Origin of the sequence: Trichocoleus sp. FACHB-591 (assembly GCF_014695845.1) — a bacterium.
Classification (GTDB): Bacteria; Cyanobacteriota; Cyanobacteriia; order FACHB-46; family FACHB-46; genus Trichocoleus.
In genome coordinates this window covers 115,300-127,828 of record NZ_JACJPA010000118.1, presented here as the reverse complement: position 1 = coordinate 127,828, position 12,529 = coordinate 115,300, and the positions used below count along the sequence as shown (strand labels likewise).

Sequence of the window (12,529 nt, the reverse complement as noted above, 5' to 3'; positions counted from 1 at the left end):
TTGCCTACGAAAGTGGTAGAACTATCTATCAAATCAAGCACGGGATGCTCTCTGAGTATCTCAAGGAGCAACTCAAGCATCCGTCCGTTCAAATGACTTTTGCGTAAGTTCTGACTATCCTTTTATCTTGCTTTTCCATACTAGGAATAGAGGCAGCATCTCAGGGCTACCCTTAAAATTGATTAACTTAATAATGCGTAATTATTAAAGATGCTTCAGGCTGGAATGACCTGAACCAAAGGGTTTAACGTTATTAGATTTTTTAGGCGAGCATGGGTAGAAAACTTGGACTTTGGCTGCTTTGGGTTGGGGCGATCGCGTATGCCTTTCTGCTAGCTCCTCCTAACCAACCAGATACTCTCACTCTGATTCAAAAGCTATCTACAGGCGATTGGGAGGGGATTAATCCCCTGATTATTGCTTTGTTTAACATCATGGGCGTCTGGCCGATGATCTACAGTGCCTTGTTGTTGATAGATGGCAGAACCCAAAAAATTCCTGCTTGGCCTTTTGTAGCGGGCTCTTTTGGCTTGGGAGCGTTTGCCTTGTTGCCTTACTTAGCGCTCCGCCACCATAACTCGGACTTCAGTGGGCCTAAAACAGCTTTGATGAAGCTGCTCGACTCCCGTTGGACAGGGGCAGTTCTGGCGTTAGGCACGATCGCTTTAGTCGGCTATGGGGCGATCGCAGGTGATTGGAGTGATTTCGTAGCGCAATGGCAAACGAACCGCTTTATCCACGTCATGAGTTTGGATTTTTGCTTGCTGTGTCTGCTCTTCCCGACACTGTTGGGGGATGACATGGCCCGGCGAGGATTGCAAGATGCTCGCATCTTCTGGGCTGCCTCTCTACCCTTGTTAGGGCCAGCGCTTTACCTTGCTTTTCGACCACCTCTGAGCAGTTCTGTCGCAAGCGAGGCTAAAGGTCTGGGCCAACAACCGACGGTAACGGGCCAATCCTAAAGCGCCACCCTAAGCATCCAAAACTCGGTGGTATGCAAGGGTTGATCAAATGGGGCGATCGCTAAATTGAGGTGAGGCTAAATCCGTCAGGCATGATCGCTCCTCGGAGGCAAGCCCCTTCTAGCGTGGCTTGATTGAGATTTGCGCCTGCTAAATTGGTTCCTTCCAGGGTGGCACAGTTGAGATTTGCGCCTGCTAGACAAGCTCCTTGGAGGTTGGCACCGCGTAGATTAGTCATACACAAGTTAGCGTTGCTCAGATCAGCTTGGCTCAAATTAGCCTGGCTTAAAGTAGCTTCACGCAAATCAGCCTTGCTCAGATTAGCTCGGCTCAAGTTGGCTTTGTAGAGGTTAGTGCCAATACAGTTGGCCCCAATCAGCATCGCTTTGTAAAGAGTGGTGCCCATCAAGTTGGCCATGCAGAAGTTAGCCATACTCAGATTGGCCATTGTCAGGTTAGCTTCGTGAAGAGTAGCGCCGATAAAGTCAGCCATGCAAAGGTTGGCCATGCCCAGATTAGCGCGACTAAGATTGGCTTCCCGCAGCTTTGCCACACTTAAGTCTGCTTCCCGTAAGTCTGCCTTGTAGAGATTGGCTTCTCGCAAATTGGCTTTACAGAGCGTGGTCGTGTAGAGGGTTGCGCCTTCCAAATCTGCTTGACTGAGATTTGCTTCGGTCAAGTTCGCCATACAGAGGTCAGCGTGTCGGAGGTTTACCTCTCGTAAGTCAGCCTTGCTTAAGTTGGCTTCTCTCAGCTTCGCTTGGTACAAGTTGGCTGTGTAAAGGCTAGCTCCCATCAGCTTGGCCCGATGGAGATTCGCTGTCTCAAAGTTGGCTAAGCAAAGGTCGGCTGCTTCTAAGTTGATGCCGCTCAAATTTGCCTGACTCAGGTTGGCATTTCTGAGGTTGATCGTGTCTATAGAGGCACCCGCTAAACGTGGACTACTTGTAGCTTGGGTCGTCCACCACTGATTCCAGCCAGTTACTCCTCGCTCCAGCAAAGCAAGGTGTTCCGGATTTGCCATATGCACCCTAGTCTCACCAGAAAGTCCTTAGGCCTAGGATTCCCTACAGGTGTAATTAGGCAACTTAGCGGATGCTACTTCGTCAGTAATATTTCCAGACAATATTTACAGAATTAACTAAGGTCTAGCTTTGTGCTTGCGAGGCCAACTGACCCGCTAATTGCGTCAAATATTTATTCAAAGCTGCTTGTTCTGACAAAGTAGGTTTTTGCGAACCTCGACCATTCAGGGTGTAGCGATCGCTAAACATATCCGCACCTTGATTCGAGCTTTGCCACTGAAACTGACCATATTGCTTCAGCAACAATTTTTTGAGCTGTACGCGATCGCTCTCTGGCAAGTTACCTCGGCTCATAACCGTTTGCTTGCGGCAGTCTTCCAAAACATAGGCAGCACTGGAGCGCAAAGTTAGACGCTGACAGATACCTGCAATGCCTCCAGAACGCTCCCAAACGATCGCTGCTTGAGTCTGCTGGGGTTGGGTAGGCGTTGACTTGTTAGCGATTGCATTGGAACTAATGGCAGTTGGCAAAGCCAGGACTAAAAGAGTGACACCGAGAGCCATGGGGCTTTTCATAGCAAGAATTTCCTTGGATAGGAGGCGTTGAACGTGGGGCGTATTGGTAGAAACACTCAACTTCAGCCCTTCTCCGCAGAGCAGTTGACTAAAGAGACTGCTGAAATCACTCTGGCCCTATTTCCCTAGCTAACGAGAAACCCGCTACGGCTGTTTTCAGGAATCCTCATTAGACTCAATAAAGACTGGAACACTTTACAATCTTTTACTTTCGCAGGAGTCAATCATTTAGATGTGCCGTTTAATGGGCTACTTAGGGCCATCCATTTCGCTTGATCGCCTGCTCGACAAGCCTGAGCACTCACTCATTGTCCAAAGCTACCAACCCCGTGAAATGACAGCGGGCCTGCTAAATGCCGATGGCTTTGGCGTTGGTTGGTATCACTCGCAGCAAGAGACACCTCCCTTTACTTACAAAAACATCCTGCCCATCTGGAACGACCCCAACCTCTCTAGCCTTAGCCGCTACATCGAATCAGGTTGCGTCTTAGCTAACGTTCGTAGCGCGACTCCAGGGTTAGGCGTTGATGTGAGCAATTGTCAGCCTTTTCAGCAAGATCGCATCTTGTTCATGCATAATGGCTTCATCAAAAACTTCCGGCAGACATTGCGTAAAGCCATTTGCGATCGCCTCGATGATACTTCTCATCAGGTGATTCAAGGTACAACCGACTCCGAGCACATCTTCGCGCTGTTGCTACACTACTGGTACCAAGCTCCAGAAAAACCTCTGGAAGAGGCGCTGCACCAAACTCTGACCACTCTCTCTGAGCTAGCAGAGAGCCAACAGTTAGAGTTTTCGGCCAATATCTTGATTAGCAACGGCAAACGGTTGATTGCTTCTCGCTTTGCCAGTCACAGCCCCAACCCCTCTCTCCACTGGCTCCGCGACGACCCTACGCTTCCGGATGCCGTAATTGTGGCTTCTGAGCCTTTGTTCGCTGGAGATTGGACCACCTGCCCAGAAAGTAGCATTCTGACTGTAGAAGATGACCTCGACATCCAGATTCGCCCCATCTGACCCACAGCTCCGCGATCTAGAGTTGCGTCGGCAGCAGATTCAGCAAGCGTTGCAAGACTGCCGCGCAGGTACTCTGGCCCTGTTTCAAGCAGTTGACTCCACCACATTTTGCCAACAAATCCATCCCGAATTTAGTCCCATCGGTTGGCACTTAGGCCATATTGCTTTTACCGAGGGGCTGTGGATTCTTGAACACTGTGCGGGTCAAGCTCCTCTGCTGCCCCAATACCGCCGCTTGTTTGCCGCCGATGGCTTGCCTAAAGCAGAGCGCTGCAACTTGCCTAACCTGGCTGATACTTACATGTATCTCGATACCGTGAGAACCCAGGTGCTGCAATATCTGGAAGTTGCACCGCTTGGCTCGCAAGAACGCCTCTGGCACTGGCTACTGCAGCACGAGAGCCAGCATTGCGAAACGATTAGTTTTTTGCTGCAATTGCAGCGGTGGACTGCTGAGTTAAAGCCTTCAAGTAGGCTAGACCAACCCCAGCAGCACTCAGATTTGAGCGAATTTGAGGAAATGGTCTGCATTCCCGCCGGGGCGTTTCAGCAAGGCAATGATTCTCTAGACGCGATCGACAACGAGCGCCCGGTACATTGGGTTGATCTCGATACCTACTGGATCGATCGCTACCCTGTTACCAATGGCCAATACCGCAAATTTATCGCGGCTGGGGGCTACCAAAACCCCCATTGGTGGTCAGAATCGGGTTGGCAGTGGCGACAAGCAAATAGCATTACTCAACCGCTCTATTGGCCAAATGATCCAGCCTGGGCAGATCATCCAGTCTGTGGCGTTAGTTGCTATGAAGCCGAAGCCTATGCTCGCTTTGTGCAGAAGCGCCTACCTACAGAAGCCGAGTGGGAAAAAGCTGCAAGTTGGCATCCACAGAAACAACAACGCCAAACCTACCCTTGGGGCGAAGCCTTTCCTAGCGCTGAATCTGGGATTGGACACTCCAACCACGACCATTTGGAGGGGCAAACGACACCCGTTGATGCTTACCCCAAGGGGCAAAGCTTCTACGGTTGCTACGACATGCTAGGCAATGTTTGGGAGTGGACAGCTTCCTGGTTTGATGGCTACGACGGGTTTGAGTTCTATCCCTATCGTGGCTATTCACAAGTGTATTTTGACGGGCAGCATCGCGTGTTGCGGGGTGGCAGTTGGGTGACACGACCTTGGGGGTTACGCTGTGCCTTTCGCAACTGGTATGAGCCTGGAACTCGGCAAATTTTGGCTGGCTTTCGCTGTGTGCGGGATGTGGAGTCTCCTGCGGCTTAGCCAGATGCTAAGGATTTCTTGAGTTTTGCTCAGCAACCTTAATGGGAAAATACAAGCGATTAGCCAAAAAATCTCACCTGAGTTCGATTTGGCTAAGATTCGCTGTGTGGTTCTCTATTTAAGAAGCTTCGCAGCGTCAATCTAACGGTTTTACATGGATGCGCTAACTTGCTGCGAGTGGTAACAATCTCGCTTCCATCACACTTACGGAGGTAGGATGTCGATTTTTAAAGCAGTGGGCAGCAATCTTGTGTCTCACCCCCCGGACCAAGGCGTTGCTCAGCCCCTGGAAAAGCGCTTGCAGATTGAACATCTGATTAGCCCTAGTAATCCTTTAGCCACGGAGCTTACAGCGGGTAAAGATGTGGTTGATGGTTTAGGCCAAGCGCCCAAATCATTGCCCCCGCATTATTTCTACGACGATCGTGGCTCTCAGCTATTTGAGCAAATCTGTGGGTTGCCAGAGTACTACTTAACTCGGACTGAGACAGCCATTCTGCAACAATATGCAGCCGCGATCGCCCAAATTACGGGTCCTTGTGAGCTGGTCGAACTTGGTAGTGGCAGCGCTGTCAAAACTCGGATTTTGCTAGATGCCTATGCTTCTTTAGAGCAGCCTCTGCACTACATGCCGATTGATGTCAGTGCTGGCATCCTGGAAAGTAGTGCGCGGAATTTGCTCGTGGATTACCCAACCTTGCAAGTCCATGGCTTAGTCAGCACCTATGAGCTAGCCCTCGCCAAACTAGAGCCAGCGCAACTCCCTACCCGGATGATTTGTTTCCTCGGCAGTTCCCTGGGGAATCTCACCCCTGCTGCATGTGAGGTTTTCTTTGCTCAGGTAAAGGCAGCCTTGAAACCGGGTGAATATTTCCTGCTGGGGTTTGACTTGCAAAAATCACCCGATATTCTGGAAGCTGCCTACGATGACAGCCGAGGGGTGACAGCAGAATTTAATCTCAATATGCTGCACCATTTGAATTGGCGTTTCCAAGGCGACTTTGATGTCTCTCAATTCCAGCATGTCGCTTTCTACAATGAGTCGCTGCATCAGATTGAGATTTACTTAAAGAGCTTGCGATCGCAAACAGTTCACCTGCGATCGCTCAACCTGGCGCTTGAGTTTGCTGCGGGCGAAACAATTCACACCGAAATCTCACGCAAGTTCAATCTGGCATCCATGCAGCAAGACCTCCAAGCTAAAGGCTTAAACCCCATTCAAGCTTGGACGGACGCTAAACAGTGGTTTGGTCTCGTCTTGTGCCAGGTTTAGTCTCGTTTAACCCTTAGTACACCCACCCAAAAAAGTAGGGGCACAATAGCCTGTACCCCTACCCTCACTGTTATTCAGATATTAAGAACTGTGATCCGTTGCTTACTTAGACTTCGGAGCCGCTTGTTCAGTTAGCTCAGAGCTGAACTCATTAAACATGCGTCGTCTTAGAGGTACAGATTCGGAACGGGGCAAGAGGTTAAATACCTCTCGGAAGGTATCATCCACCGCTTCAAAGGGGACTTTACCCTTGGCATTCAGCGCCACGTTACCCTCTTGGTTGATCACTACCGTTTGAGGCACGACGCCAGCATAGTAGTAACCGGGTTCAGTTGGGCTGTAGCTAGATTTGATTGGAATGGCATCCACGTTGATGGGAATGAAGTCTACAACCTTGCCATAAAAGCCTTGGAGCTGAGAGACAACCGGGGAAAACTGCTTGCAATCCTTGCTGTCATCGACAAAAAACACCAGCAACGCAGGCTTATGACGTTGGATTGAATCTGCCAAGGTGGTTCTAGGCGGGACCAACGCGCCATTGCCTGCATAGAGCGCAAAAATATTGCCATCAAAGCGATCATCGTCTATGCCTGCGAGTGCAGGAGAAGCTCCGACCGACCAGAAACCAGCGATCGCGACCATTAACACCAGCAGCACAGCGAAAGTCTGTTGTCGCCATGACCGACGCTGCTTGGGTGCTCCTACCTGTGAGGACAGTTCACCAGTTGTCAAATATTTACTAGCACTAGTCATAGACACAATGGGCAACTTCCACCAGGGAGACATTCTAAAACTCAATACTAAGGCTTGACGATTCTACCGTATGTCATTTTCCCATTATTAGGGGAGAGGTGATCGCAAAAAAATAGCACCTCCTCAAGCTTGAGAAAGTGCTACAGGGTATGGATTTAACTTTGCGTCAGGATGTAAGAGGATTTCTTGCTATTTCTAGCTCTCAATCTTTAGCTATCTCTAGCTGTGCTGATGATTGCCATTGGTGCGAGGGCTGCGGGCTCCTACAGAAGCGCCAACCATAGCAGCTACTAAGCCGAGTAGAGAACCAAAGGTGAAGGACCAACCTGCTTTCGCGGCATTGCCAGCCAAATCACGGGTGCCTTGAGCTGAGATACTCGGGCTAGGGATAGCCGCTGGGTTAGGAATATCGACGCCACCCGGTTGGGCTGCGGCAGTAGCAGCAGAAGCAGCACTATTAACTAGTAAACCAAAGGTCCCAGTCACGCCACTCGCTAGCAGCCAAGAACTAATAGCCAAGGTAGTTGCCCATAGGATAGCTCCATTTAACAGGGCAGTACTGCGGTTCATCGGACCACAAGTACGGCTCGTAATCCAACCACCAATAAACAGAGAAATAAATAAACTAATAATGCTCCAGATGCCAACAGCAGTACCAACATCTCCAGCATCGGATCGGGGAGCACCGGACCCCGCAATGCTAGATAGTCCGATCGCAGCACCCAAAGCGCTTAATACTAATTGGGTTGCCAAAGCTGTGAGCAAACCTGCCAAAATGGGACCCCAACGGACCCGATCATGATATTCAGTAACTGGACCGTAAGCTGTTCTTTCAACTACATTATCTGCTGGCCGATTTGTATATGCCATAGCCTAATCTACCCCCTCCCACTGTATAGGTTCTTAAAGAATTTGCTTTAGCAATTTCTACATTTGAGCTCTACTTTAAGCTGACTCTACAGTGACTACATCTACCGGCGGGAATAAGATTCAGCTCCTTTCATACTCTTAGGCACAGAAATTAAAATTCGTTTTTTTCTAAACTAAGAGGCATGAATTAGTTAAGTTTTTGTCAAGTTGCTCATCCCAAACACTTGAGAAGTTCTAACTCAGTTCTTATCATGAAAACTAAGCCAACTTGAATCTACTCCCTTCATGAAAGGGTTTCAGGCGATCGCGGTTAAAAATACATTGACTAAATTTACATAATATTGCTTGACTTATTAAAGTCTGGGACTTTGTAACACTCTTAACCAATTCAGTCTAGAAGGTATTCCTGCTTACATGAATAACTATTATGTCTGAGTCGCTCTTCACAGATATTAAAACTTATACTTCTGCTCACTTAAGTTAGTAGAGGCTCTACAACTCAGTTACTTGCAAAATACCTACTCCTTTGGGCGTAGTAAATGGGCAGCTTAGCCATAAAAAGCATGGTTTACTGAGTGGGGTATAACCCTTTAGAAGTAGGTTGGCTTTAGTCTTAGCGCAGCCGAATTGCAGTTCCAGTTGCAGTGATGAGCAACAACACTCCAGACTGATCCAGGCTGATCGTTCCAGTGTCGATCTCAATGCCAATGACCGCATTCGCTCCTAAACGCTCTGCTCGCTTCTCTAGCTCTGCGAGTGCATCTCGTTGCCCTTGCTCAAAAACGCGCTCGTAGCTGGCTGTCCGCCCGCCAATAATGTCTCGAATTCCCGCAAAAAAATCTCGCAGCGCATTACTGCCGTAGACTACCTCAGCCGTCACGATGCCTAAATAAGCTTCGACAGTGGCTCCTTGAATGACATCAGTTGTTGATAAAATCATCGGTTGTCCTCACGCAACAATACTTAAACAGTTAACTGCCTCACCTCAATCTAGTGAAGCTACACCTGACAGCCTCAGCCAGGGGTTGGAAGCTGCCCAACTGGGCCGTTTCTCAACTGGGCTTCTCAATTGATAGGGCTCTCAACGTATCTCAAGTTTAGAGCCCAGAGTTTAGAGCCCAGATGTTATCAGCTTGGTTTCAACGAACGGCAGCGATCGAACTTCACTGCAAATGGAACTTGTTGTTGGTGGCAGCAGTCTCCTTCCTGATCCTTTTTCAGGGTCGCTGTAGCCGTTAATCATTGCAAACGTCGTCTAGGAAAATTGGCCGTGTATAGACAATCTCTTTTGGCCTTTAGTGTGCTGTGCTTAGCAGGCTTAGGTCTAGCTGCACCCGTAACTCAAGCCTATGAAGCAAAACAGACCCCAGCAACCAACCGCCATCAATCAGCGATCGCGAGCGGCTTAATCGCTCAAGCTAGCGGATCCAATAGCGAAGAACTAAGCCGACTGCTGAAGGAAGGACGGAAGTTGGTTGATTCTGGCAACTTCCCTGGTGCCTTAGCACTCTACGAGCGAGCTGCCAATTTGGATGGTAAGAATGCCAAGATTTTCTCTGGAATTGGTTACCTGCAAGCTCGACAAGGCAATTTCCCCGCTGCTGCTGCTGCCTACCGTCAAGCCGTAGCGTTGGATCAGAAAAATGCCGATTTTCAGTACGCCCTTGGCTATAGTTTGGCCAACTCTGGAGACAATCCGGGAGCCGCTGCCGCCTATCAACGAGCGACTCAGTTAGACGGCAAAAATATAGAAGCCTACCTAGGACTGGGGATCGTCTTAGCTCGTCAAGGTAATAACGACGGGGCGATCGACGCTTATCAAAAAGTCATTACCATCAACCCCAAAAGCGCCAAACCCTATGAAGCGCTTGGATCACTACTACTCCAGCAAAAGCGTTATCGGGAAGCGATCGCTACTTTACAGAAGGCGGCTCAACTAGCCCCCAATCGCGCCAGCACTCAAATTAATTTGGGTGTCGCTTTCCTGAATCAGGGCGATACCCGTGGTGGCATTACCGCCCTCGAACGAGCCGCTCAAATGGAACCCCGCAATGCTGATATTCACTTGCAGATTGGCAAAATTTTGCAAGACCAAGGCGATCGCCCTGGATCTTTGCAAGCTTATCAACGCGCCGTTGCGATCAAGCCTAGTTTGACTGAGGCCCATGCTGCGATTGGTGATCTTTATTTGGAGGACCAAAATTTCCTGCGGGCGATCGTGGCTTATCGCGAAGCCTTGGAAGCTAGCCCCGATGATGCCAGGACTGTTTACAACCTAGCTGTGGCTCTCAGAGGCCGCGATCGCCTAGACGAAGCCGAAGACACCTTCAAAAAAGCCCGCGATTTATTCAAGCGTCAAGGCGACAAAGCAGGCGAGGAAAAGGCCGAATCCGCCTTACGCAGTTTTAAGGACTAAAATCAACTTTTCGAAGCTACAAGTTCTTGAAGGTAAACAAGGCTGGGGAAGACCCGATCTCACGGCCAGAGTCTGAGAGTCGTTACTCCTAGGCTCAGCTTTAGGCTGCAAAAGGTGAGACTGCTCAATTCTTGGTTACGAGTGCTTATAAAGGCTGAGCGATTCCTAAATCGTGCCTCAGCGGTCTTCCCACCCCAAACCTCTGGAATGAAAGATTTCAGAATCATCTCCGAGCTAAACCTGCATCAGCGAAGCTCGATTTCCTGATTTACGCAAATTCAAAAAGAAAGATGAAGCTGTAACAAGAACTATAAATCTGGGAAAACTTCTCTAAGCTCTTGACAACCTCACAGGGGGCTCAACTACCGAGGTCAATCTTCACCATAAATTCAAACAATGCAGTTTACATTTGTTAACAAAATGCAATAGTATGTATTTAGGTATATATCCTCAGTTGAGTATATATTCTTATTTGTCCCAATCGTGTTGACTCAGTCTGTCAAGGAAACCTTATACAGGAGCGGCGGGAGAAGCAAATTCCCTCTAGCTTGGGCTACTGGTTAAGCTGCTATCCCAATTATTCAATCATCGATTTCGAGAGCGCCTAGCACCATCTGGTCTGACCTCCCTTCAATCGGTAGACCTCCTAATCCAATCGAGACGGATTGATTCAGCACCCTGAATGCCCTTCGTAACGAAACGACCGAATTATTAGGTCTTGACATGAGTACCCATTTTCCTTGGCTCACCACCATCATTTTGCTGCCTCTCGTGGCATCCCTGCCCATCCCCTTCTTGCCTGGTAAAGACAACAAAGTTGTCCGCTGGTACGCCCTAGGGGTGGGTTTAGTAGATCTAGTCCTAACTCTCTTCACCTTCTGGCAGCACTACGATTTACAAAACCCTGAGCTACAACTTGTTGAAAGCTATACCTGGATTTCCCAGATAGGTCTTAACTGGTCAGTCGGCGTTGACGGTTTATCGATGCCTCTGGTGCTTCTAACGGCTTTGGTCACGACCCTCGGCATCATGGCAGCTTGGCCCATCACCCACAAGCCGCGTCTGTTCTACTTCTTGATGCTGGCCATGTACAGCGCCCAGATCGGAGTATTCGCAGCTCAAGACTTGCTGATGTTCTTCCTGATGTGGGAACTGGAACTGGTTCCCATCTATTTGCTGATTTCGGTCTGGGGCGGTCAAAAACGCCTCTATGCAGCAACCAAATTCATTCTCTACACGGCGGTTGGTTCGCTGTTTATTCTCGTTGCCGCTTTTGCGATGGCCTTCTACGGCGACAACGTCACCTTCGATATGCGAGAGTTAGCCCTCAAGGACTACTCTCTAACTTTCGAGTTGATTGTCTACGCAGCCTTTCTGGTTGCCTACGGGGTCAAGCTCCCCATGTTCCCCCTACACACTTGGCTACCGGATGCTCACAGTGAAGCACCTGCGCCTGTGTCCATGCTGCTGGCAGGGGTGATGCTGAAGATGGGCGGCTATGCCCTAATTCGGATGAACGTGGAAATGCTGCCAAACGCCCACGTTTACTTTGCGCCTGTGTTAGCTCTACTCGGTGTAGTCAACATCATTTATGCGGGCTTGACAGCGTTTGCTCAGACCAACTTAAAACGCCGCATGGCCTACTCTTCTATCTCCCACATGGGCTTCGTGCTGATTGGGATTGCCTCCTTTACAGAGGTTGGATTGAGCGGGGCGATGCTGCAAATGATTTCCCACGGTTTAATTGCAGCGGCTCTATTCTTCCTGTCTGGGGTGGCTTACGAACGGACTCACACCTTGATGATGGACAAGATGGGTGGCATGGCGAAGCAAATGCCGATTGTGTTTGCTTTGTTTACCATGGGTTCGATGGCCTCTCTGGCGCTACCTGGAATGAGCGGTTTTGTCAGTGAACTAAGCGTATTCCTCGGCTTTACCAGCAGCGAAGCTTACAGCGACCCCTTCAAAGTCATTGTGGTGTTGCTGTCGGCGGTGGGCTTGATTGTGACCCCCATCTACTTGCTCTCAATGCTGCGGGAAGTGTTCTACGGTACCGCTAGCCCGGAAATGGCTCAGGTCAAATTCTGGGATGCAAAGCCTAGAGAAGTGTTCATCACGGCTTGCCTGATTGTGCCCATCATCGGAATTGGTTTGTATCCTAAGCTGGCGACTCAAACCTACGACGTGAAGACTGTCGCGATCGCCTCTCAAGCCAGAAACTCCCTACCTCTAATCGCAGAGCAACCTCCCTCTCGCTTGTTCTCTCGCGTCTTGAGCGCACCTCAACTACAAACTCCGAAACCGAGTGAACTGCTGGGTGTGCTGAAGTAGATTTCTGCCTCATTAAT

11 protein-coding genes are annotated in these 12,529 nt (G+C 49.4%); 6 read left to right on the top strand and 5 right to left on the bottom strand.

Annotated features, from left to right (window positions below):
• Positions 1-272 precede the first annotated feature (272 nt).
• On the top strand, positions 273-962 hold the full coding sequence (locus H6F90_RS27000) for a DUF2834 domain-containing protein (RefSeq protein ID WP_190555098.1): 690 nt from the start codon (positions 273-275) through the stop codon (positions 960-962).
• A gap of 61 nt (positions 963-1,023) precedes the next feature.
• Here the strand turns inward: H6F90_RS27000 and H6F90_RS26995 are convergent, their stop codons facing one another.
• A complete protein-coding gene (locus tag H6F90_RS26995) occupies positions 1,024-1,986 on the bottom strand; it encodes a pentapeptide repeat-containing protein (protein WP_190555097.1) in 963 nt (320 codons plus the stop codon).
• A 124-nt stretch (positions 1,987-2,110) separates the two neighbouring features.
• Complete coding sequence (locus H6F90_RS26990; RefSeq protein WP_190555096.1) at positions 2,111-2,563, bottom strand: hypothetical protein; 453 nt, start codon at positions 2,561-2,563, stop codon at positions 2,111-2,113.
• A gap of 232 nt (positions 2,564-2,795) precedes the next feature.
• On the opposite strand from H6F90_RS26990, the gene egtC reads away from it, so the two are divergent.
• The 3 genes from egtC to egtD all read left to right on the top strand — a co-directional run bounded on the left by egtC (position 2,796) and on the right by egtD (position 6,142).
• Complete coding sequence (gene egtC / locus H6F90_RS26985) at positions 2,796-3,584, top strand: ergothioneine biosynthesis protein EgtC (RefSeq protein ID WP_190432105.1); 789 nt, start codon at positions 2,796-2,798, stop codon at positions 3,582-3,584.
• Positions 3,553-4,869, top strand: a complete 1,317-nt coding sequence (locus H6F90_RS26980; protein WP_190555095.1) for an SUMF1/EgtB/PvdO family nonheme iron enzyme — start codon at positions 3,553-3,555, stop codon at positions 4,867-4,869. The genes egtC and H6F90_RS26980 overlap by 32 nt, the downstream gene beginning before the upstream one ends.
• A gap of 250 nt (positions 4,870-5,119) precedes the next feature.
• The gene (egtD, locus tag H6F90_RS26975) at positions 5,120-6,142 is read left to right on the top strand and encodes an L-histidine N(alpha)-methyltransferase (protein WP_370588105.1); all 1,023 of its coding nucleotides are present in this window, start codon (positions 5,120-5,122) and stop codon (positions 6,140-6,142) included.
• A gap of 102 nt (positions 6,143-6,244) precedes the next feature.
• Here the strand turns inward: egtD and H6F90_RS26970 are convergent, their stop codons facing one another.
• From H6F90_RS26970 to H6F90_RS26960, 3 genes are all read right to left on the bottom strand, one after another.
• Positions 6,245-6,928 carry a thylakoid membrane photosystem I accumulation factor gene (locus H6F90_RS26970; RefSeq protein WP_370588104.1) on the bottom strand — a complete coding sequence of 228 codons (684 nt, stop codon included), beginning with the start codon at positions 6,926-6,928 and terminating at the stop codon, positions 6,245-6,247.
• Positions 6,929-7,114: 186 nt separating this feature from the next.
• Positions 7,115-7,765 carry a hypothetical protein gene (locus H6F90_RS26965; protein WP_190555093.1) on the bottom strand — a complete coding sequence of 217 codons (651 nt, stop codon included), beginning with the start codon at positions 7,763-7,765 and terminating at the stop codon, positions 7,115-7,117.
• A gap of 613 nt (positions 7,766-8,378) precedes the next feature.
• Positions 8,379-8,705: a YbjQ family protein gene (locus tag H6F90_RS26960; RefSeq protein WP_190432100.1), complete on the bottom strand. Its 327-nt coding sequence runs from the start codon at positions 8,703-8,705 to the stop codon at positions 8,379-8,381.
• Between the two features lie 330 nt (positions 8,706-9,035).
• Here H6F90_RS26960 and H6F90_RS26955 point away from each other — a divergent pair, with 330 nt between their 5' ends.
• Both H6F90_RS26955 and H6F90_RS26950 read left to right on the top strand, forming a co-directional pair.
• Entirely contained in the window at positions 9,036-10,181 is a 1,146-nt protein-coding gene (locus tag H6F90_RS26955; protein ID WP_199296205.1) for a tetratricopeptide repeat protein, read from the top strand.
• Positions 10,182-10,904: 723 nt separating this feature from the next.
• Positions 10,905-12,512 (top strand): NAD(P)H-quinone oxidoreductase subunit 4, encoded by a 1,608-nt coding sequence (locus H6F90_RS26950; RefSeq protein ID WP_190555091.1) that lies wholly within the window; start codon positions 10,905-10,907, stop codon positions 12,510-12,512.
• Positions 12,513-12,529: the final 17 nt, after the last annotated feature.

What these genes read in the sequence shown, in the direction of transcription:
- H6F90_RS27000 (WP_190555098.1), top strand. Translation starts at nt 273, where the DNA reads ATGGGTAGAAAACTTGGACTTTGGCTGCTTTGGGTTGGGGCGATCGCG.
- H6F90_RS26995 (WP_190555097.1), bottom strand. Translation starts at nt 1,986, where the DNA reads ATGGCAAATCCGGAACACCTTGCTTTGCTGGAGCGAGGAGTAACTGGC.
- H6F90_RS26990 (WP_190555096.1), bottom strand. Translation starts at nt 2,563, where the DNA reads ATGAAAAGCCCCATGGCTCTCGGTGTCACTCTTTTAGTCCTGGCTTTG.
- egtC (WP_190432105.1), top strand. Translation starts at nt 2,796, where the DNA reads ATGTGCCGTTTAATGGGCTACTTAGGGCCATCCATTTCGCTTGATCGC.
- H6F90_RS26980 (WP_190555095.1), top strand. Translation starts at nt 3,553, where the DNA reads ATGACCTCGACATCCAGATTCGCCCCATCTGACCCACAGCTCCGCGAT.
- H6F90_RS26970 (WP_370588104.1), bottom strand. Translation starts at nt 6,928, where the DNA reads ATGTCTCCCTGGTGGAAGTTGCCCATTGTGTCTATGACTAGTGCTAGT.
- H6F90_RS26965 (WP_190555093.1), bottom strand. Translation starts at nt 7,765, where the DNA reads ATGGCATATACAAATCGGCCAGCAGATAATGTAGTTGAAAGAACAGCT.
- H6F90_RS26960 (WP_190432100.1), bottom strand. Translation starts at nt 8,705, where the DNA reads ATGATTTTATCAACAACTGATGTCATTCAAGGAGCCACTGTCGAAGCT.
- H6F90_RS26950 (WP_190555091.1), top strand. Translation starts at nt 10,905, where the DNA reads ATGAGTACCCATTTTCCTTGGCTCACCACCATCATTTTGCTGCCTCTC.